Source organism: Bradyrhizobium sp. CCBAU 11430 (genome assembly GCF_028128855.1).
In the GTDB taxonomy this organism is placed as follows: Bacteria; Pseudomonadota; Alphaproteobacteria; order Rhizobiales; family Xanthobacteraceae; genus Bradyrhizobium; species Bradyrhizobium ottawaense.
On sequence record NZ_LBJV01000056.1, the window covers coordinates 1 to 17080 of the forward strand.

General features: G+C 63.6%; 17 protein-coding genes and 1 pseudogene. 2 read left to right on the top strand and 16 right to left on the bottom strand.

Annotation, left to right across the window (positions count from 1 at the left end; genetic code table 11):
• The 8 genes and pseudogenes from XI04_RS16850 to tolQ all read right to left on the bottom strand — a co-directional run.
• Nucleotides 1-530: pseudogene (locus tag XI04_RS16850) on the bottom strand (tol-pal system protein YbgF); the annotation flags it as partial.
• A gap of 204 nt (nucleotides 531-734) precedes the next feature.
• On the bottom strand, nucleotides 735-1223 hold the full coding sequence (pal, locus tag XI04_RS16855; protein WP_018317777.1) for a peptidoglycan-associated lipoprotein Pal: 489 nt from the start codon (nucleotides 1221-1223) through the stop codon (nucleotides 735-737).
• A gap of 305 nt (nucleotides 1224-1528) precedes the next feature.
• Nucleotides 1529-2269: an N-acyl amino acid synthase FeeM domain-containing protein gene (locus XI04_RS16860; protein ID WP_028140318.1), complete on the bottom strand. Its 741-nt coding sequence runs from the start codon at nucleotides 2267-2269 to the stop codon at nucleotides 1529-1531.
• Nucleotides 2270-2459: 190 nt separating this feature from the next.
• Nucleotides 2460-4790 carry a putative bifunctional diguanylate cyclase/phosphodiesterase gene (locus XI04_RS16865; RefSeq protein ID WP_038974611.1) on the bottom strand — a complete coding sequence of 777 codons (2331 nt, stop codon included), beginning with the start codon at nucleotides 4788-4790 and terminating at the stop codon, nucleotides 2460-2462.
• 252 nt (nucleotides 4791-5042) lie between these two features.
• Nucleotides 5043-6389, bottom strand: coding sequence for a Tol-Pal system beta propeller repeat protein TolB (tolB, locus tag XI04_RS16870; protein ID WP_028140320.1), 1347 nt, complete (start codon nucleotides 6387-6389; stop codon nucleotides 5043-5045).
• Nucleotides 6390-6430: 41 nt separating this feature from the next.
• Nucleotides 6431-7390: a protein TolA gene (locus tag XI04_RS16875; RefSeq protein WP_212474851.1), complete on the bottom strand. Its 960-nt coding sequence runs from the start codon at nucleotides 7388-7390 to the stop codon at nucleotides 6431-6433.
• A gap of 3 nt (nucleotides 7391-7393) precedes the next feature.
• Nucleotides 7394-7843 (bottom strand): protein TolR, encoded by a 450-nt coding sequence (gene tolR / locus XI04_RS16880; RefSeq protein WP_028140322.1) that lies wholly within the window; start codon nucleotides 7841-7843, stop codon nucleotides 7394-7396.
• Between the two features lie 43 nt (nucleotides 7844-7886).
• The gene (tolQ, locus tag XI04_RS16885) at nucleotides 7887-8603 is read right to left on the bottom strand and encodes a protein TolQ (RefSeq protein WP_018317771.1); all 717 of its coding nucleotides are present in this window, start codon (nucleotides 8601-8603) and stop codon (nucleotides 7887-7889) included.
• A 523-nt stretch (nucleotides 8604-9126) separates the two neighbouring features.
• Here tolQ and XI04_RS16890 point away from each other — a divergent pair.
• Nucleotides 9127-9645, top strand: coding sequence for a DUF2231 domain-containing protein (locus XI04_RS16890; RefSeq protein WP_271609234.1), 519 nt, complete (start codon nucleotides 9127-9129; stop codon nucleotides 9643-9645).
• A 93-nt stretch (nucleotides 9646-9738) separates the two neighbouring features.
• Here XI04_RS16890 and XI04_RS16895 read toward each other — a convergent pair whose 3' ends face one another.
• A complete protein-coding gene (locus tag XI04_RS16895) occupies nucleotides 9739-10503 on the bottom strand; it encodes a serine O-acetyltransferase (protein WP_028140324.1) in 765 nt (254 codons plus the stop codon).
• Nucleotides 10504-10823: 320 nt separating this feature from the next.
• Here XI04_RS16895 and XI04_RS16900 point away from each other — a divergent pair, with 320 nt between their 5' ends.
• Nucleotides 10824-11987 carry an acyl-CoA desaturase gene (locus XI04_RS16900; protein WP_038970903.1) on the top strand — a complete coding sequence of 388 codons (1164 nt, stop codon included), beginning with the start codon at nucleotides 10824-10826 and terminating at the stop codon, nucleotides 11985-11987.
• Between the two features lie 90 nt (nucleotides 11988-12077).
• On the opposite strand, the gene XI04_RS16905 is transcribed toward XI04_RS16900, so the two are convergent.
• The 7 genes from XI04_RS16905 to XI04_RS16935 form a co-directional block, all read right to left on the bottom strand.
• A complete protein-coding gene (locus tag XI04_RS16905) occupies nucleotides 12078-12842 on the bottom strand; it encodes a peptidoglycan-binding domain-containing protein (RefSeq protein WP_083859298.1) in 765 nt (254 codons plus the stop codon).
• Nucleotides 12843-12886: 44 nt separating this feature from the next.
• On the bottom strand, nucleotides 12887-13780 hold the full coding sequence (locus XI04_RS16910) for a peptidoglycan-binding protein (RefSeq protein WP_152102391.1): 894 nt from the start codon (nucleotides 13778-13780) through the stop codon (nucleotides 12887-12889).
• A 401-nt stretch (nucleotides 13781-14181) separates the two neighbouring features.
• Nucleotides 14182-14679 (bottom strand): DUF2852 domain-containing protein, encoded by a 498-nt coding sequence (locus tag XI04_RS16915; protein WP_271609235.1) that lies wholly within the window; start codon nucleotides 14677-14679, stop codon nucleotides 14182-14184.
• 122 nt (nucleotides 14680-14801) lie between these two features.
• Nucleotides 14802-15542 (bottom strand): TetR/AcrR family transcriptional regulator, encoded by a 741-nt coding sequence (locus XI04_RS16920; RefSeq protein WP_038970904.1) that lies wholly within the window; start codon nucleotides 15540-15542, stop codon nucleotides 14802-14804.
• A gap of 129 nt (nucleotides 15543-15671) precedes the next feature.
• Complete coding sequence (locus tag XI04_RS16925; RefSeq protein ID WP_028140329.1) at nucleotides 15672-16037, bottom strand: YciI family protein; 366 nt, start codon at nucleotides 16035-16037, stop codon at nucleotides 15672-15674.
• 58 nt (nucleotides 16038-16095) lie between these two features.
• Complete coding sequence (locus tag XI04_RS16930) at nucleotides 16096-16500, bottom strand: YciI family protein (protein ID WP_028140330.1); 405 nt, start codon at nucleotides 16498-16500, stop codon at nucleotides 16096-16098.
• Between the two features lie 125 nt (nucleotides 16501-16625).
• On the bottom strand, nucleotides 16626-16988 hold the full coding sequence (locus XI04_RS16935; RefSeq protein ID WP_038948382.1) for a nuclear transport factor 2 family protein: 363 nt from the start codon (nucleotides 16986-16988) through the stop codon (nucleotides 16626-16628).
• Nucleotides 16989-17080 lie beyond the last annotated feature (92 nt).

Sequence of the window (17080 nt, forward strand, 5' to 3'; positions counted from 1 at the left end):
CGGCCGCCGGGTGCTCCCGACGGCATCGGCTGCGGGCCGCCGCCGAGCGCGCGCGGCGCACCCGGCGCGTTCGGGTTCTGGTTCGGATCGAAGGCATCGCCGCGACGGCGCGTGCCGGGAGCGCCGGGCGCCGGCTGCTCCTGAACGATCGGCGCAGAAGCCGCGCTCTGCGGCTGCTCGTAATTCGGTTGCACGGCCTGTTGCTGCGGCTGCTGGCGATAGCCGGGCGCAACCTGACCTGGTCCGACCTGGGCGGGCGGCATCGCCGCGACATTGGGCGCCTGTCCGGGCGCGCCTTGGGCGCCGCCCTCGAGCGCCCGCAGCCGCTCTTCGAGCTGGCGGTTGCGGTATTGCAGCTCTTCGTTCTGGCCAGTGAGCTGGCGCAGCTGGTTCTCCAGCCGCTCGATCCGCATCTCGGGATCGGCATCATCCGACTGCGCAAAGACCGACTGCGCAGTTGCGGGCGAACACAAAGAGAGCAGCGCGACGGTTGCCACGGTGCCGGTAATTGCCTTGAATTTCGATGACATCTTGCCCTGACGACAAAAGCGACGTGGCCCACGGCGGACCAATCGCCGCGCCACATAATGAGGAAGGGAGTACGCCAAAACCGTGACTTGAACCAAGGGGTTTTAGGTCACGGTTTGCTGAAACGAAACCGGCGCCCGAGAGGGCGCCGGTATACTCGGTTCTGGAAGATGAACGGCGCCTGACTGAGTGTCAGTATCTCGGCGTCAGGAGCTCGCGTTCAGCACGGTGACGGCACGACGGTTCTGCGACCAGCAGGAGATGTCGTTACAGACGGCGACCGGCCGCTCCTTGCCGTAGGAGATCGTGCGCATGCGGTTCGGATCGATGCCGCGCGAGGCCAGGAACGAACGCACCGACTGGGCTCGCCGGGCGCCGAGCGCGATGTTGTATTCGCGGGTGCCGCGCTCGTCGGCGTGGCCTTCGACGGTGAAGCTGTAGCGCGGATAGGTCTGCAGCCACTGCGCCTGCTTCTCCAGGGTCACGATCGCCTGCGGGGTCAGATCGGTCTGGTCGCTTTCGAAGAATACGCGGTCACCCACGTTGACGACGAAATCCTGCTGACTGCCAGGTGTTGCCGCATTGGCCATCGCATCCGTCGCGGCATTCTTGTTGGCGCAGGCGCCCATCGACAGCGCGACGGCGAGCACCGCGACCAGCTTCAATCCCTGGAGGATACGCATAGGATGTTTCATTCCGGAGCCTCCACGCTCACGTTAGTCCACTGCTGTCCGGTCTACAGGGGGTTGGTTAAGCGAACGTTCCGTCAACCTTGACGGAACCTTGCCTCAGCCGATCAAATGCCCCCAACCAGCGAAAAGCACCCGTCATGGTTAATGGGTTGTAAATGTGGCGCGAGGGTGAAGGCAAGCCGCGGCGGCCGGCAAAAACCCGGCTTTCGCCGGAATTTTGGGCCCAGGGCGCGATGCGTGGCGACGCGTGACGGGTAAGGGGCAGAGCCCAGGCTCAAACCTGGAGCCGCATCCACGCCATCGCCGACTCAGGCGTGCGCGGCGTCCGCGTGCGCAGCGTCAGCCACGAGCACCGGCCGCTGCGGCACCTGGCGCTGGCCGCCGCGCCCGAACAGCATCCGCCGCTCGAAGGCAGTCGACCGCATGATTGGATAACGCTCGAACACCTTCTTGCGGAAGGTCGGGAAGTCCGCCGCCATCAGTCCGAACGGCTTGGTGAGGCCGGGAACCAGCCGCGGCTCGGCGATGGTCTCATGCAGGAACACCCGCCGGTAGAAGGCCTGATGCTCGGGGCGCACGATGGCGAGGCCGAGATCGGCATTGAAATGCTCACAGGCCATGTAAGCGAGACGCGTCGTCAGATAGGGCAATTCCGGGACCCGCTTGACCTGGTCGGGATCGGCGACGAAGCGGGTCGGGTCGATCATGACCTCGCCGCGATCGAGCCGCGGCAGCAGGATGTCCGGGAAGACATCGGCCGAGGTGGACTCGCGCCATTCCGATGTCAGCACGCTGATGCGCACCGAGCTGCAGAGTTCGCCATGGAGATAGACGCCGAAGGTCCACGCGTTCGGCAGCTCGTCGTAGCGGTCGGTCACCCGCGCATCGGCGGAGGGCTTCACCGCGCCTTCCCGCAGATAGGCGCGGTAGCGGAGATTGTAGATCTCCTCCTTCTCCGCGACGGTTTCGGCAAGATGATAATCGACGTCGGTCAGAAGCTCTGCTCCCCGTCCAACAGCCGAAATGACAGATCTGGCTGAGGACTGCATTCCAACTCCTTAAACACACTCACGTCGCGGCATTCGAAGGTAATTCCTGCAAGACAACTTACGCGCGCGCCATGATTTATTAACACCTTCTTAACAAGTATGCAAAGCAATCGAAGGGTTAGGGTTAACCTCCGTAGCACTACGGTACCCTGCAACAGTCTGAAATGATGGGACGTTCCGAGAAACGGAGTTAAGCGAAGGAGCGCGAGCTGGCGACGTGGAGCTGGCCTTCGCCGCGCCGCCCATGCGAGGCGTTGAGCAGCTGGCGCATCCGCACGGCGGGCACCGGACGGCTGAACAGATAGCCTTGCGCCTCGGAGACGGTGCCGTCGGCGCTGATCAGATCGAGCTGCTCGTTGGTCTCGATGCCCTCGACCACGACGGCCATGCCGAGATCGGCGGACAGCCGCGCCACGCCGCGCAGCAGCGTCAGCGGGCGGTCGGTGTCGATGCCTTCGAGGAAGGAGCGGTCGATCTTCACCTTCTGCATCGGGAAATTGTGCAGATAGCTGAGGCTGGAATAGCCGGTGCCGAAATCGTCGAGCGAGATGCGCACGCCGAGCGCATGCAATTGCGACAGGATGTCGTGGGTCAGCTGGGTGTTGCGCAGCAGCGAGGACTCGGTGATCTCGATCTCCAGCCGATGCGCCGGCAGGCCCGACACCTCCAGCGCGTAGCGGATTTCGCTCAGCACGTCGCGCTGGTGGAATTGCTGCGGCGAGAAGTTGACGGCGACGCTGACGCCCTCCGGCCACTTCATGCATTCCATGCAGGCGCGGCGCAGGATCCAGCGGCCGAGATCGACGATCAGGCCCATGTCCTCGGCGACCGGGATGATGTCGATCGGCGAGACCGTGCCGCGCACCGGATGATTCCAGCGCAGCAGCGCCTCACACGTGGTGATCTTGCCGGACTTCAGATTGACCAGCGGCTGGTAGAACAGCTCGAATTCCTCGTTGGCGAGCGCCTTGCGCAGGTCGAGCTCGAGGATGCGGCGGGCCTCGACGGTCGCCGCCATCTCGTCGCGGAAGAAGCAGAACGTGCCGCGGCCGTCGGCCTTGGCACGGTACAGCGCCATGTCGGCGTTCTTGAGCAGCGTATCGGCACTGGCATCGCCCGGCGAGGTCAGCGCGATGCCGACGCTGGCGCCGATCTCGACCAAATGATTGTCGATGCGGTAGCGCTCGCTCAGCCGCTCGACGATGCGGCGGGCCAGCGCGGCGGCGTCCTCGGGCGAGGAGATGTTCTGCTGGAACACGACGAATTCGTCGCCGCCGAAACGGGCGACGAAATCTTCGGGGCGCAGCATTTCGCGCAGACGGTTGGCGACGGCGCACAGCAGCTGGTCGCCGCAGGGATGACCGAGCGTGTCGTTGACCTGCTTGAACTGGTCGAGGTCGACGAAGAGCAGCGCGGAGAGCCGCTCGGCATGATGCGAATTCTTCAGCAGCCGCTCGATCTCGTCGTGAAAGCTGACCCGGTTGGGCAGCGCCGTGAGCTCGTCATAACGGGCGAGATGGCTGATGCGGGCTTCCGCATTGGTGCGTTCGGTGATGTCTTCCAGCAGCAGCACCGTGCCGCCGCCGGTCATCGGCTGGAACGTCCAAGCCAGGGTGCGGCCGCGCGAGGAATCCGGATCGGCGGTGACGATCTCGCAGATCCGCGCATGCTCGATCTCGGCCAGGATGTGGTTGCCGCTCTCCGCCGAGATCGACCCGGCGGAAACGCAGGCCGCCGCGATATCGGCGGCAGTGGCGCCGCGCTTGACGAGGTCCTCGGGCAAGGCCATCAGCTCGCCGAAGCGGTGGTTCATCACCGCAAGGCGGCCGTCGGCGCGGAACATGCACAGGCCGTGCGGCATGTTGTTGAGCGCGGTGTCGAACTGGCTCGCCAGCGCGGATTCGCGGAAGCTCGAGGTCAGCGCCTTGACGAAGATCGCATGCAGGCTGAGGTTGATGTTCTTGAGCCCGATGAAGAAGAACACCAGCAGGATGGCAAGACCGATGTGGTAGAAGCCGCCGTGCAGCAGCAAGGCGAGCGACATCGGACCGCAGGCCAGTGCGACGTGCCACTGGATCACCCGGGGCTGCCCGTAATTGCGGGCGGCGCCGCCCGCGGTGTAGCCGATGCCGATGGCGACACAGAGCATGTCGGCGACCGGATCGTTGTTGTTGTAGATGACGACGAAGGCCCACACACCGAGCACGGCCGCATAGCTCAGCGCGCCGATCCAGTAACGCGGCTCCAGGTGCTTGGCCTCTTCGAATGACAGCACCTCGGTGCGGTTTTCATATCCGCGCATCTGGAAGGCGCGCGCGGTGCCGATGGCAATCAGCAGGAATGCAAGCGGCCACAGCCAGACGTCGCCCGTCTTCAACGCAGTCATCACCGCGGCCACGGCCGCGGAGGCCGAGCCGAGGAAGATCGCCCAGAAATTCTGCACCATGGAGTTGATGAGAGCGGCGTAGAGTATCGGCTCCAGCTCGTCTCGATCACTCTGCTTCTGGTCGGCCAGTTGCATTGGCTTGTTACGCGTCCTGTTTGGCGCGTAGTCTTACCCAGCCCAGATGAAGTCTTTCTGAGGGAACATCGTTAAAGTCGAGTTGTTTTTCGGTATCAGCGAACCGATTTCCGCTTAAATATCAAGCAACTAGGCAAGCCTTGCCGAGCACAAGGTGAAGGAAGGCTTGCTTTGCGCAGAAAAGTCGAAAAAATCGGCGCGTTTTTCGACAACATCGCGCGTCTGAACGCGCGATGTTTTAGCGCTCTCTTGTCAACCCGCAGTCGAGGATAGCAGCGGCGACCATGCCGGGTCGGAGGCGAAGCCGGGCGTCGGCACTTTGAGCTCGTTGCGGCCGGAGATGTCGACGCTGTACAGCGACGGCCCGCCATTGCCGCCGGGATCGCGGAAGAACATCAGCACGCGGCCGTTCGGCGAGAAGGTCGGGCCCTCATTGTGGAAGCCGGAGGTGAGCAGCCGCTCGCCGGAGCCGTCGGGCTTCATGACGCCGATCGAGAATTGCCCGCCGCCCTGCCTGGTGAAGGCGATGTAATCGCCCTTCGGCGACCACACCGGGGTCGAATAGCTGGCATTGGTATCGTCCTTGGAGAAGGAGATCCGCTGCGCCTGTCCTCCGCCCGCGGCCATCACATAGATCTGCGACCTGCCGCCACGATCGGACTCGAAGCAGATGCGGGTGCCGTCCGGCGAGTAAGACGGCGAGGTATCGATCGCCGGCGTGTCGGTGAGGCGCGTGGTCGAGCGCGAGCGCAGATCCATCACGAACAGGTTGGAATTGCCGCCCTGCTGCAGGCTCATGATGACGCGCTGGCCGTCCGGCGAGAAGCGCGGCGCAAAGGTCATGCCCGGGAAGTTGCCGACGATCTCGCGCTGGCCGGTCTCGATGTTGAACAAATAGACCTTCGGATCGCCCTGGCCGAACTCCATATAGGTGATCTCTTGCGAGTTCGGCGAGAAGCGCGGCGTCAGCACGAGGTCGGAGCCGCGGGTCAGGTAGCGCACATTGGCGCCGTCCTGGTCCATCATCGCGAGCCGCTTGACGCGACGCTCCTTCGGGCCGCTCTCGTCCACGAACACCACGCGGCTGTCGAAATAGCCCTTCTCGCCGGTCATCCGCTCATAGATCTGGTCGGAGATGATGTGGGCGATGCGGCGCCAATATTCCGGCGAGGTGAAATATTGCTGTCCGGCGAGCTGCTGGCCGGAGACCACGTCCCACAGGCGAAATTCGGCCTTGAGCCGTCCATCTGATTGCCGCGTCATGCGGCCGGTGACGAGGGCCTGCGCGTTGAGCGTCTTCCAGTTCTGGAATTGCGGCGCGACGTCGATGTTGCTGATGCGCTCGATGAAGGCGGCCTGGTCGATCGGGGCAAACAGGCCCGAGCGCTTCAGATTGTTGGTGATGACCTGAGTGACGCCGTTGCCGACGTCGCCGTCGGACGGCGAGCCCGGCACGAAGCCGGTGATCGCGATCGGGATCGGCTGGAATGCCGTGGGATCGATGCGGATGCGGCCGTCCTGGCCTTGAGCGAGGGCACGTCCGCCCCCGAGCATCGCGAGCGTTGATCCGGTCAGGGTCATGAAGCGGCGGCGGTTCATCGATCGGACGTCATTCATTGCAAAATTCTTTTGTTCGGATGTCACAACATATCTTTCAGGCCGAAAGTCATCGGAATGAGCTTCCAGCTCTCGTACTGCTGCTTCGGCATGAACGCGTAGACCTGACACTGCACGATGGCGCGCCTGGCGCTCTCCGCCACCGCCTGGGCGATCGACCGCGACGGCCCCCTCACCGCGACCACGATGGGTTCGGACGCCAGCGATCCGTCGATCTTCATGGGAATGTCGATGTCGGCTTCGTACTGGTCGGCGTCCTGCCCGTTATAGGTCGGCGTGAAGCAGCGCTTGACCGCGGCCTGGAACGCACCGCGCCAGGTCGCAATGTTGTTGGCGGCAGTGCCGGTCGCCGATCCCAGCGAGGCCGAGGCGTTCAGCGCCGTTCCCGCGAGCTCGTGCCGGGTCGCGGCACGCTTGTCGAGGTCGCGCTGGATCTGCGCGGGATCGAAGCTGCGCTCCTTGGGCTTGGGCTGCTGCTGCGGCTGCACCGCCGCAACCTTCTGCTCCACGGGCTTGGGCGGCGGCTTCTTGGTCTCCAGCTTCTTCTGCAGCTCGGCGATCGGATCTTCCTTGGCCGGATCAGGCTTCTTTTCCTGCGGCTTCGGCTCTTCCTTCGGCTTCGCCTCGGCCACAGGCTTCGGCGGCTCGGGTTTCTTCTCCACCGGCTTCTCGACCGGCTTCGGCGGCGGCTCTGGCTGCGAATTGGTCTTGATCAGCTCTTTCTTCTCGGTGACCTTGCCGACGGCGTCTTCCTCCGGCTTGGGCTCGGCGATCTTCTCGACCTTGGGCTTGGGCTCTTCCTTCTTGCCGGTCTTTTGCCCGGCCATCATCTTCGCGAGCTGATCGGTCGAGATGATGTCGATCGGAAGTGACTCTTCCGGCGCGACGTAGGCCTTGCTGCTAAAGGTGACCAGCCCCCATCCCAGCACGAGGACATGCAGGGCAATCGACGCAACGAGTGTCTTGTCGACCTTCACCTTCACGGCCTACCCCTGATCCGCTTCCGTGACGAGGGCGAGCTTCTTGAATCCGGCGCCGGACAACTGGCCCATCACCCTGGCCACCGTGCCGTAATCCGCCTTCTTGTCGGCGCGCAAATAGATGCGCTCCTCGAGCCCGCCGCGCGCGTCGGTGATTGCCTTCAGCTTGGGTATCAACTCGTTGATCGCGATCTCGGCGTCGTTGATGAACACCTTGCCCTTGATGTCGATCGACATCTGGATCGGCTTCTGGTCGTTGTTTTCGAGGCTCTTGGCCTGGGTCTGCGGCAGGTCGAGCGGCACGCCGACCGTCAGCATCGGCGCCGACACCATGAAGATGATGAGCAGCACCAGCATCACGTCGACCATCGGCGTGACATTGATCTCGGCCACGACGGGCTTGCGCCGGCCACGGCGGCCGCCGCCTCCGGACGAACTCGCAACGTTCATCGCCATGATCGCGTGCCCAAATTGCCCTTCACACTATACATGCCGCCCGTCAGCCCCGCTCGTCGATCTGACGCGACAGGATGGCGGAAAATTCATCGGCGAAGCCCTCGAGCCGCTGGGCCTGCCGGTTCACCTCGGACGTGAACTTATTGTAGAAAATAGTGGCAGGAATGGCGGCGATAAGGCCCACCGCGGTCGCAAACAGCGCCTCCGCGATGCCCGGCGCGACCACCGCCAGAGAGGTATTTTTCGACGCCGCGATCGACTGGAAGCTCGACATGATGCCCCAGACGGTGCCGAACAGGCCGACGAAGGGGCCGGCGGAGCCGACGGTCGCAAGCACCAGCAGGCGGCGTTCCAGCCGCTCGACCTCGCGGGCGATCGAGACGTTCATGACCTTGTCGATGCGCATCTGAAGGCCGGCGACCGAGCGGGCCTGGTTCTCGAACGAGCGCTTCCACTCGCGCATCGCCGCCACGAAACAGGCCGCCATCGAATGCGTCGGCTTGGCAGAGAGGGTGCGATAGAGCTCCTCGATCGATTCGCCGGACCAGAACGCCTGCTCGAAGCGGTCCATCGAGCGGCGGGTGCGGGCAAACAGGAAGATCTTGTCGATGGCGATCGCCCAGACCCAGACCGAGCAGGACAGAAGTCCCAGCATCACCGCTTTCACGATCCAGTGAGCCTGCCAGAACAGCGCGATCAGCGACACGTCCGCGGAAGCGGCAACCGGAAGGGCTGACTGAGCCACGTCGGCCGGATTCATAAGCAGTATCCTCTCAAGGCGATCGTTACCCGATGTGCCGGCCAGCAAATGGCTGCCGGTTCCCCAATGGCCGCGCTAGCACCGGCGCGGCCGGCAAGCCCGCTCAAAGCCTTGTCTTTCTGGGTGCAGGGGCTCGTCCAGAGCCGGCCGTCTGCATTCCCTGCCAAGATGTCAAAACTATGGGCCTTTGGCCCCGGGCCTTGACGGTCCCTGGCTTCGGGCTTTGGGCGCGATTGTCCGCCCTTACCAGAGCCCGCCGTTGGTTAATGCGGGGTTACCAGGGGTGAATTTGGTTGCCGGAAAGGTAGGTGGCGCAGGGGGATGGGCGGACAGGCCTAGTCCGTGTCCCGGACCCGGGATGCGGCGTGCATGTGCGGTGAGATGGGCCCCGGCTCAGCAGCGCATCGTCAAAGAGACGCTGCGGTGCGTCCGGGGCGCGAGAGTTCCGCGTGTCCGTGCGACCGGAGGAACCAGCCCTCGCCCGAAAAATTGTCCCAAAAATCACTTTCCGCGAGGTGTTGCCATGACCATCAACCCCAAGACGACCGCCGCCATCGGCGATCACCCGCTCCACCCCATGCTGATCCCGTTCCCGGTCGCATGCCTGGTCGGCGCGCCCGTCGCCGATCTGGCCTTCATCGGAACCGGCGACAATTTCTGGGCCAGAGCCGCGATGTGGCTGATCGGGGCTGGCATCGTCATGGCGCTCGTCGCGGCTGTGGCCGGCTTTACGGACTTCTTCGGCGAGCCCCGCATCCGCCGCCTCAACGATGCCTGGTACCACATGGTCGGCAATCTCGCGGCGGTCGTGCTGGCCCTGGTCAATTTCTACCTGCGCTACGCGCAAGGCGCCGAGGCTGCGATCAAGCCGTGGGGCGTGGTGCTCTCCCTGATCGTGGTCGGCATCCTCCTGTTCACGGGATGGAAGGGCTGGGAGATGGTCTATCGTCACCACGTCGCGGTGCTGGATGCGCCGGGCCAGACCAGCTCGGAGCCGGTCACGCCCCAGCATGGCGGCGAGAGCCATCGCCGCGCCGCCTGAGGCAACGGGATGTCGCCGGGGGCAGACCTCGGCGACCCTGCCTTTGCGGCTGATCGGGCCGCGCTCCGCCGCATCTCATGACGTGATGGCGCCTCAGGCCGCCGAAGCGGGCGCGGGACAATTGGTCAACCGCGCAGGATTTCCAACCGCGGTGCAGCCGCCGGGAACGTCGGAAGTCACGACCGTGTCGGCGCCGATCCTGGCGAAATCGCCGATCCGGATATCGCCCAAGATGGTCGCGCCGGCGCCGATGAAGACGCCGCAGCCGATACGCGGCGAGCGCGTCGGCAGTTCGCTGCCGCGGCCGATGCTGACATTCTGGAGAATGGTGACGTCATCGCCGATCAGCACATTGGCGCCGATCACGATCCCGGTGGCGTGGTCGAGATACACGGACGAGCCGATGCTGGCCGCCGGGTGAATGCTGACCTGCAGGACGTTCGCGGCCTCGTTCTGAAACAGCAGCGCCGCGTCGCGCTGGTCATGACGCCAGAGCCGGTGCGAGACGCGCCAGGCTTGTAGCGCCACGTAGCCCTTGAAATGCAGCAGCGGCGGCAACAGGCCGGCGACGGCGGGATCGCGGAGCACGATCGCCTGCAAGTCGCGGCCGGCCGCTTCGATCAATTCCGGCGCGCCACGAAAGGCGTCGATAGAAAAGGCCGTGAAGCGTGCCTGCCCGGCGGCGTTGCCGCCAAGCCTGCGCCCGATCAGATCGGCCAGAGCCGCGGCAAAACTATCATGCGCCAGCACTGCATCGGCAAGCGACTTGCTGAAGACGGGATCGGATTCGCACACGCGCTGCGCCTCCGCGCGTATGTTCTGCCAGAGGCGATCGTTCGTTGCGGTCGCAGCTGCCATCAAGGCCGCCTCCGGTGCTTTGGTGCTTCCTTCACGTGTCGAATATAGGCCGCGGACGACCCGCGCGCCACGCGGCAGCCGCCGTGACTACCTGAGCACCATGCCGCAGCTCCCCGTGAGGCTACGAGCTTGCATGCCAGCCATCCGCGCCCATATATTCAGTCGGATTTTCGGCTGATGCTGCTTTAGCCGGGATGACACGCAAAGCAGCGCGCTCAAGCCCCGCGGTGGTCCGCCATCCGCGGGTTTTTCGTACCCGGCAGCCCTCGGTGCTGCCGATGCAAATTCCGGATCCCCGTTACCTGAGGTCACGCTGAAACATGTTGCCCAACGCGCCCGCCGACGACCACCACGACGACGTCATGTACCCCTCCGCCATACCGTTCGTGCTGGTCCATCTCGGATGCTTTGCGGCGATCTGGTCAGGCGTCACGTGGCAGGCCGTCGCGATCTGCGGTTCACTGTATGTCGTGCGGATGTTTGCGATCGGCGCCGGCTACCACCGCTATTTCTCCCATCGGGCTTTCGCCACCGGCCGCGTGTTTCAGTTCATCCTTGCCTGCCTTGCGCAAAGCACCGCGCAGAAGAGCGTGTTGTGGTGGGCGGCCAAGCATCGGCATCATCATCTGCATTCCGACACCGAACTGGATGTGCATTCGCCGCGTCAGCGCGGTTTCCTGTACAGCCATCTCGGCTGGATCTTTTACCGGGAGCACGACGCGACCGATCTCGTGAAAGTCGGCGATCTCACGGTTTATCCTGAGCTGATGTGGCTGCATCGGCTGGAGCTGCTGCCGGCCTTCGTGCTTGCAGCGCTCTGCTTCCTGGTGGCCGGGTGGTCGGGTCTGATCGTCGGCTTCCTGTGGAGCACGGTGCTGGTCTATCACGCGACCTTCTGCATCAATTCGCTGGCCCATGTGCACGGACGCAAGCGCTACGTGACGGGCGATGATTCCCGCAACAACTGGCTGCTGGCGCTGCTCACCATGGGCGAGGGCTGGCACAACAATCACCACGCCTATCAGAGCAGCGTGCGGCAGGGTTTTCGCTGGTGGGAGATCGACGTCACCTATTACGTGCTGACGGTATTGTCCTGGTTCGGAATCGTCTGGAACATGAAGGCGCCGCCCGAACAGGTGCTGCGCAATGAGCAGCCGCTCGGCGCCCGCGTCATCAATCGGGCCGCCCGCGAGCTTGCCGGGCGGTTCGACGCGCCGAAGCTTGCACATGCGATCTCTTCGGCGCTGCACCGGGCCGACCCGACCCAGCTGCAGCTGCCGACGCTGCACGACATCCTCAATCGCGCGCATGACGGCGTCGACGCGCTGACACACCTGCATCTGCCGAAGATACCGACCCGCGAGGAGTTTCTCGCCGAGGCCAAGGCGATGTTCGCACGAACGCGATCGCTCAACGAGATCGTGGATCACGCCTACGAACAATTCCTGGCTTCGGTTCACGCGCAGCTGGCCACCGCGCGCTGAAGCTGGCGGTCATGCGATGCAGCCCGGCGCCAGTCATGCCGCCGGGACGCCTCCGTCGCGCGCGGAGCAGGTGGAAGAGTCCGCCGATCCCTAGAGTTCGATCTTCAACCGTTTTGCGGTCTGCGGTCCTACCTGTCCGTCGACAATGAGTCCTTTGGTCGCCTGAAACGCTGCGACCGCCGCCACCGTCAGGTCATTATATTCACCGTTGATCGGCCCCGGATTGAACCCCAGCTCTTTCAACGCGCGTTGGATGTCCCGAACGACGGACGCCTTCATATTCGGCTGCCCAAGCGCATACAGCTGGCTCGGCTCAACCAGGTCGAGTGCTCCACCCGCCGCCCCATACGTGAAGTTCGGCAGCAAGACGCCGGTATCCCAATTCCGGCCCGACACCTTGCCGCGACGAACGCCATAGGCCGTTCCCATCGCCTCCACGGTGCCGCCCTCGCCGTCGCAAACGACGATGTGCCCCATCATGCCCGGTCCGGGCGGATAGCGGAGAAGAATGCCTCCCACCGTAGAGGCTGCCTGCCGCCACGGCACGCGCTTTCCAAGTTTTTGTGAATCGCTCTTCCAGGCACCGGTATAGGCCTCGACCGTTGCTGGATTGCCGTTGTCGTCGACGCATCCGTACAGGAATCCACCGACCTGCCACACCAACCAGGACATGAACTCCGCGCAGTCCCATGGACCGTGCCAGTTCTTGTTGTTCTTGGGAACGCAGACATTGACGTATTTCTCGCCGATGCGGGACTCGGCCAGCTTCAGCATCTTTTCGCCGTCGGTCATGCTCAATTCCTTCTGCGTAATGAAACTTGCTAAAATTCGGCCCTCAATAATCGAGACATCCATTTGCGAAGCTCCGGCGACCTTCGCGCGTCACAGGCGGCACGCTCTCAGGGGCGCTCTGAAGCCGTCCGGGAATTCAGGCGGAGATTCAACGCCGCCTGCGTCACCACGCCTGCATTTCCATCGACCGGGATCTTGGCGTGGTTTTGAAACCACTCGACCGCCTGCGCGGTGGCGGGACCATATCGTCCATCCACGACAAGCGCCGGCTCAGCCCCGAGATCGTTCAGGGCCTCCTGAAGCTCGCGCGTTTCGTCCGACGTGGTTGCGGCTTTCCAGGCCACCTGGTTCGCGCCGCTCTTGCCTATTGCGCTCCACACGACCTCGAAGAGCTCCGTGCGACCGCTCAGGCCGTTGTAGCCACCGTTGATGAGCCGCGTGATTGTGCGGATATCGTTCCGATCCGCATATGCGTTCAGGCCTCCCTCATTCCATTCGTGAAGGGCGGGAAGCAGAGCCGCTTCGGGTGAGACAATCAGATCCGGGTTATTGTAGAAGTCCACGCCTGCGAGTTTGCCCATGCGCAGGTAGTTGGCGCCGCCAGTCGTCTGCAACAGGCCGCCACCGCGATATTTGTATCCGTCTCCTTGCTTGGTATTGCCGAGCTCCTTCGCCTTCTTCGGATTGCCCAGTCCGTAGACGCGCTCGGCCAAGGCACGATCATTGTTGAGATATTGATCGACCTCGTCGGGCCGGATGGCCGCGCTATGATGGCCGATGCCGAAAATCTCGAGAAGTCGCGCCGTGGTTTTGTATTTGAGGCTCTCGAACAGAACCGTACCGCGGCCGGTTTCATATAGCGCCTGAGCCAGGAAGTGCGCGATGCGAAGCGGAGTGTTGATCTTGAAGCGGTCGAAGATTTCGTCGCCGTCTTCAAAAGCCTTGAGGTAATTGGGATAGCAGCGAGGGGCTACCTTCCGAACGATCGTTACGATCCGCACGAAAATACTCCCTAATATTCAGCCAAATATCATCGATTGAAAAACGTCCGAAGATTATGCGCAACACCCTTTGGTTGCAAGAGGAGATTCGATTTTCCGGACAGGCCGCATCGCCGCAACTTAGCGACATTCGCAGCAACGTCCGGTCTAGTGATTGTCAGTTGCTATCTCGATAAATTGCAACCTGCATCTCGCGACAGGGCTAGCCGCGGCACAACGAGCAATGCGAGCAACGATGACGGCCGAAGCCCGCCGATGCCTCCTCTCGCGCACGCGAGAGATTGAAGCAAGATCCCAAAAACCAAACCGCCCGCCTGCGGGTTGCGCAGACGGGCGGCTCGGGGCCATCAGGACTTTGGGGGCATGCGCCTGAAGGCTTTGAGAGGTGTCAGCCTTGAAGATCAGCCCTGCTGCTGGTCGGTCGGCGGCGGGGTCGGACGCGTCTTGTGCTGCGCCATGAACTGGTCGAACTCTTCCTTGTCCTTGGCGTGGCGCAGACGGTCGAGGAAGTTCCTGAACTCGACCTGCTCCTCCTCGAGCCGCTGCAGCGTTTCCGAGCGGTACTCGTCGAAGGCGCGGTTGCCGGAGGACGGCGGGCCGAAGCCGAAGCCGAAGCCGAAGCCGCGGCGCTCCATGCGGCCGCGCATGCGGTCCATCTTGTACTGCATCTTTTCCATCTTGTTCTGCCAGCGATCCTGATGGCTCCAGCACGACATTCTTCTGCTCCCGAGTGTGAAAAAGAGAAGGGCAAGTCCGATCGGCCACCAGATGATGAAGCCGAGGATGGTCACGGCGATCCAGCCGGGATGCCAGGGCGTATCGAGCATGCGGGGACGCTCGTATTGTTGGTATTGGTCCGAAGGGCCGCGCCAGCGATTAACGTCAGCGGTGTAGGCCATTTCCCATCTCCATCACGGCACCAGCGCCGTTGTGAATGTAAATAACATTTACATAGCTAGACCATCCGGCGATTTTGTCAAGCTGGCCGCCAGACACGCCCACGTGATTATTTTGCGCAGTTTTATTTCGGCTTGCCCCAGGGACCAGCCGGCGGCACGCCTGAACTGGAGGACGCCTCCGGCGGCACCGGCGGCGGCTCGGCGCCCTTGCCTGCAGGACGGCGGTCGGTCGGGAAGCCGAGGCCGCGCAGATAGATCAGCACCTCGGCCTCGAGCAGTTCGTCCGGCGACATCGGCAGTTTTCGTCGCGCGGCGTCCCCTCGGGAGAACAGCGAAGCCACGCCGTGCGCCATCGACCAGATGTGCAGCGCCATCATCATCGCCGGCGGCCGCGGCCTACCCGGCGGCGTCAGCGCCGCGAGCCGCTCGGCTGCAGCGCGAATGATGTTGAAGGCGCGTTCGCTGGCGGCCTGAAGTGCGGGATTGGCGTCGACGGGCACGCCCGATTCGAACATCGCGTTGTAGAACGCGGGCTCCTCACGGGCGAAGGCGAGATAGGCTTTGCCGACGCGCTCGAACGCGGTGACTGTGTCGGGGCGTCCGTCGTCCCAGGCCGCGGTCAGGCGCTGCTCGAACTGCTCGAAGCCGCGCTGGGCAATCGAGGACAACAGCTCGTCACGGTCGCGGAAATGCCGATAGGGCGCCGCTGCGCTGACGCCGGCCATGCGTGCGGCATCGGCGAAGGTGAAGCCAGCCGCGCCCTTCTCGGCGATCAGCCCGAGAGCGGCCTGCAAAAGGGCTTCCTTCAGATTTCCGTGGTGATAGCCGCGCTCGGCGCGGCGCTGCTCCTTGCGCCAGCTCATGTGAACGATCTTTACATGAGCCGGCGGTGAAGGTCACTAGCAGGAATCGGGCGTGATTAACCCCGTACTTTCACGGGCGATGCCGGCCCGGAGCGACGGCATCACACCCGCAATTGGCCTCGTCCGCAGCTACATCTGCGGAATCGGCAGCACGGGCATGACCTCGATCGCCTCGCCCGGGAAGATCGCAAAATGCGGATGGTTCTCGAACAATTTTGCAGCTTCCTCCTGCGAGGCGGCCCGCACCACCGTGAAGCCGGTCAGCGCATTGCTGATCTCGGCAATGCCGCGTCCGTCGATCCGGCGGGTCTTGCCGAGCGGGCCGCCCAGCTCGACGATGACATCCTTGTGCTTCTCGACCCAGCCGTGCCAGGCGGCCATGCCTTCGCGCTCTTTTGCCTTCCGTTCAGCCTCGGGCATCGCATGCCAGGCCTTCATCTTTTCGCCGCTCGTGCTGCCGAGATAGACGGCGAGGAATTTATGTTCGGTGCTCATCGGTTCTCTCCTTGCTGATTGACTGACGACAGACGCGATTTCATCGCGATCGCTGTGGCTACCTCTTCAGGTCGCCGAAACCGGCCGCGGCCTCCTGCACGTTGGGCGGAAAGTCGCTCATCTCCTGGACTTGCCGGATCTCGATGATCTCGTTGGCCGAAGCTGGACACTTCTTCGCCCAGGCAATCGCCTCGGCGCGCGAGGCAACCTCGATCATCCAATAGCCGCCAAGGACTTCCTTGGCTTCAGTGAATGGGCCGTCGGTCACGACAGGCTCGCCGGTCGCAAACGAAACCCGCGCGCCCATCGACGGCGGATGCAGGCCATCGAGCGTGATCAGCACGCCCGCGTCCTTCAGCGCCTCGTTGTAGCGCATCATCGCCGCGACGCGCTCGGGATCGAGCTGGACGTCCGGCGGCGCGGCCTCGTAGCCGAGCGGGATCATCAACATCATGAATCGCATGGGTCGTATCCTGGCTTCTGCGGTGGTTCCGGGATGCGCCGTGAGGCGCAGGCCCGCTCGCCTTCAAGACGAACGAACTCTCACCGAACCGACACGCCCGCGGAAATAATCTGAGGGGCCTGGCCCTAGCGCGGCTGCGGCAGGAAACGACCATCCTGCCGGGCAGCGCCGAAATAGACATCGATGCGCCGGATCTTGCCGCTTGCGAAGGTGAAGAACTCCGTGTTGCGAAAACTCCTGCCATCTGTCGCAAGGCAGAGATAAGTAACGAAGGCCTCCTCGCCCCGGGCGAAGATGCGCTCGATGTCATGCCGTGCAATCCAGCCGCTGTCGCTCCAGCAGCGTTCGAAATAGGTCGCCTTGTCGAGGTCGTCGTCGAACGGACTGGTGAAGCGGAAATCGTCGGCCAATGCGTCGGCGACCCGCTGCCGGTCGTTGGCGAGATAGGCGGCGAAGAGGTCTCGGATCAGGCATTCATGGTCGGGCATCGCTAGTCTCCGCAACGAGGCATCCTGTTAAAGACGGTTCGCCCCTGACCGCGCCGACACCGCCATGCAAGGCGGCGCGAAAAATATCTCGG

What these genes read in the sequence shown, in the direction of transcription:
- XI04_RS16900 (WP_038970903.1), top strand. Translation starts at nt 10,824, where the DNA reads ATGTTGCCCAACGCGCCCGCCGACGACCACCACGACGACGTCATGTAC.
- XI04_RS16920 (WP_038970904.1), bottom strand. Translation starts at nt 15,542, where the DNA reads ATGAGCTGGCGCAAGGAGCAGCGCCGCGCCGAGCGCGGCTATCACCAC.
- pal (WP_018317777.1), bottom strand. Translation starts at nt 1,223, where the DNA reads ATGAAACATCCTATGCGTATCCTCCAGGGATTGAAGCTGGTCGCGGTG.
- XI04_RS16925 (WP_028140329.1), bottom strand. Translation starts at nt 16,037, where the DNA reads ATGAGCACCGAACATAAATTCCTCGCCGTCTATCTCGGCAGCACGAGC.
- tolR (WP_028140322.1), bottom strand. Translation starts at nt 7,843, where the DNA reads ATGGCGATGAACGTTGCGAGTTCGTCCGGAGGCGGCGGCCGCCGTGGC.
- XI04_RS16895 (WP_028140324.1), bottom strand. Translation starts at nt 10,503, where the DNA reads ATGGCAGCTGCGACCGCAACGAACGATCGCCTCTGGCAGAACATACGC.
- XI04_RS16905 (WP_083859298.1), bottom strand. Translation starts at nt 12,842, where the DNA reads ATGGATGTCTCGATTATTGAGGGCCGAATTTTAGCAAGTTTCATTACG.
- XI04_RS16935 (WP_038948382.1), bottom strand. Translation starts at nt 16,988, where the DNA reads ATGCCCGACCATGAATGCCTGATCCGAGACCTCTTCGCCGCCTATCTC.
- tolQ (WP_018317771.1), bottom strand. Translation starts at nt 8,603, where the DNA reads ATGAATCCGGCCGACGTGGCTCAGTCAGCCCTTCCGGTTGCCGCTTCC.
- XI04_RS16930 (WP_028140330.1), bottom strand. Translation starts at nt 16,500, where the DNA reads ATGCGATTCATGATGTTGATGATCCCGCTCGGCTACGAGGCCGCGCCG.
- XI04_RS16890 (WP_271609234.1), top strand. Translation starts at nt 9,127, where the DNA reads ATGACCATCAACCCCAAGACGACCGCCGCCATCGGCGATCACCCGCTC.
- XI04_RS16865 (WP_038974611.1), bottom strand. Translation starts at nt 4,790, where the DNA reads ATGCAACTGGCCGACCAGAAGCAGAGTGATCGAGACGAGCTGGAGCCG.
- XI04_RS16860 (WP_028140318.1), bottom strand. Translation starts at nt 2,269, where the DNA reads ATGCAGTCCTCAGCCAGATCTGTCATTTCGGCTGTTGGACGGGGAGCA.
- XI04_RS16915 (WP_271609235.1), bottom strand. Translation starts at nt 14,679, where the DNA reads ATGGCCTACACCGCTGACGTTAATCGCTGGCGCGGCCCTTCGGACCAA.
- tolB (WP_028140320.1), bottom strand. Translation starts at nt 6,389, where the DNA reads ATGAACCGCCGCCGCTTCATGACCCTGACCGGATCAACGCTCGCGATG.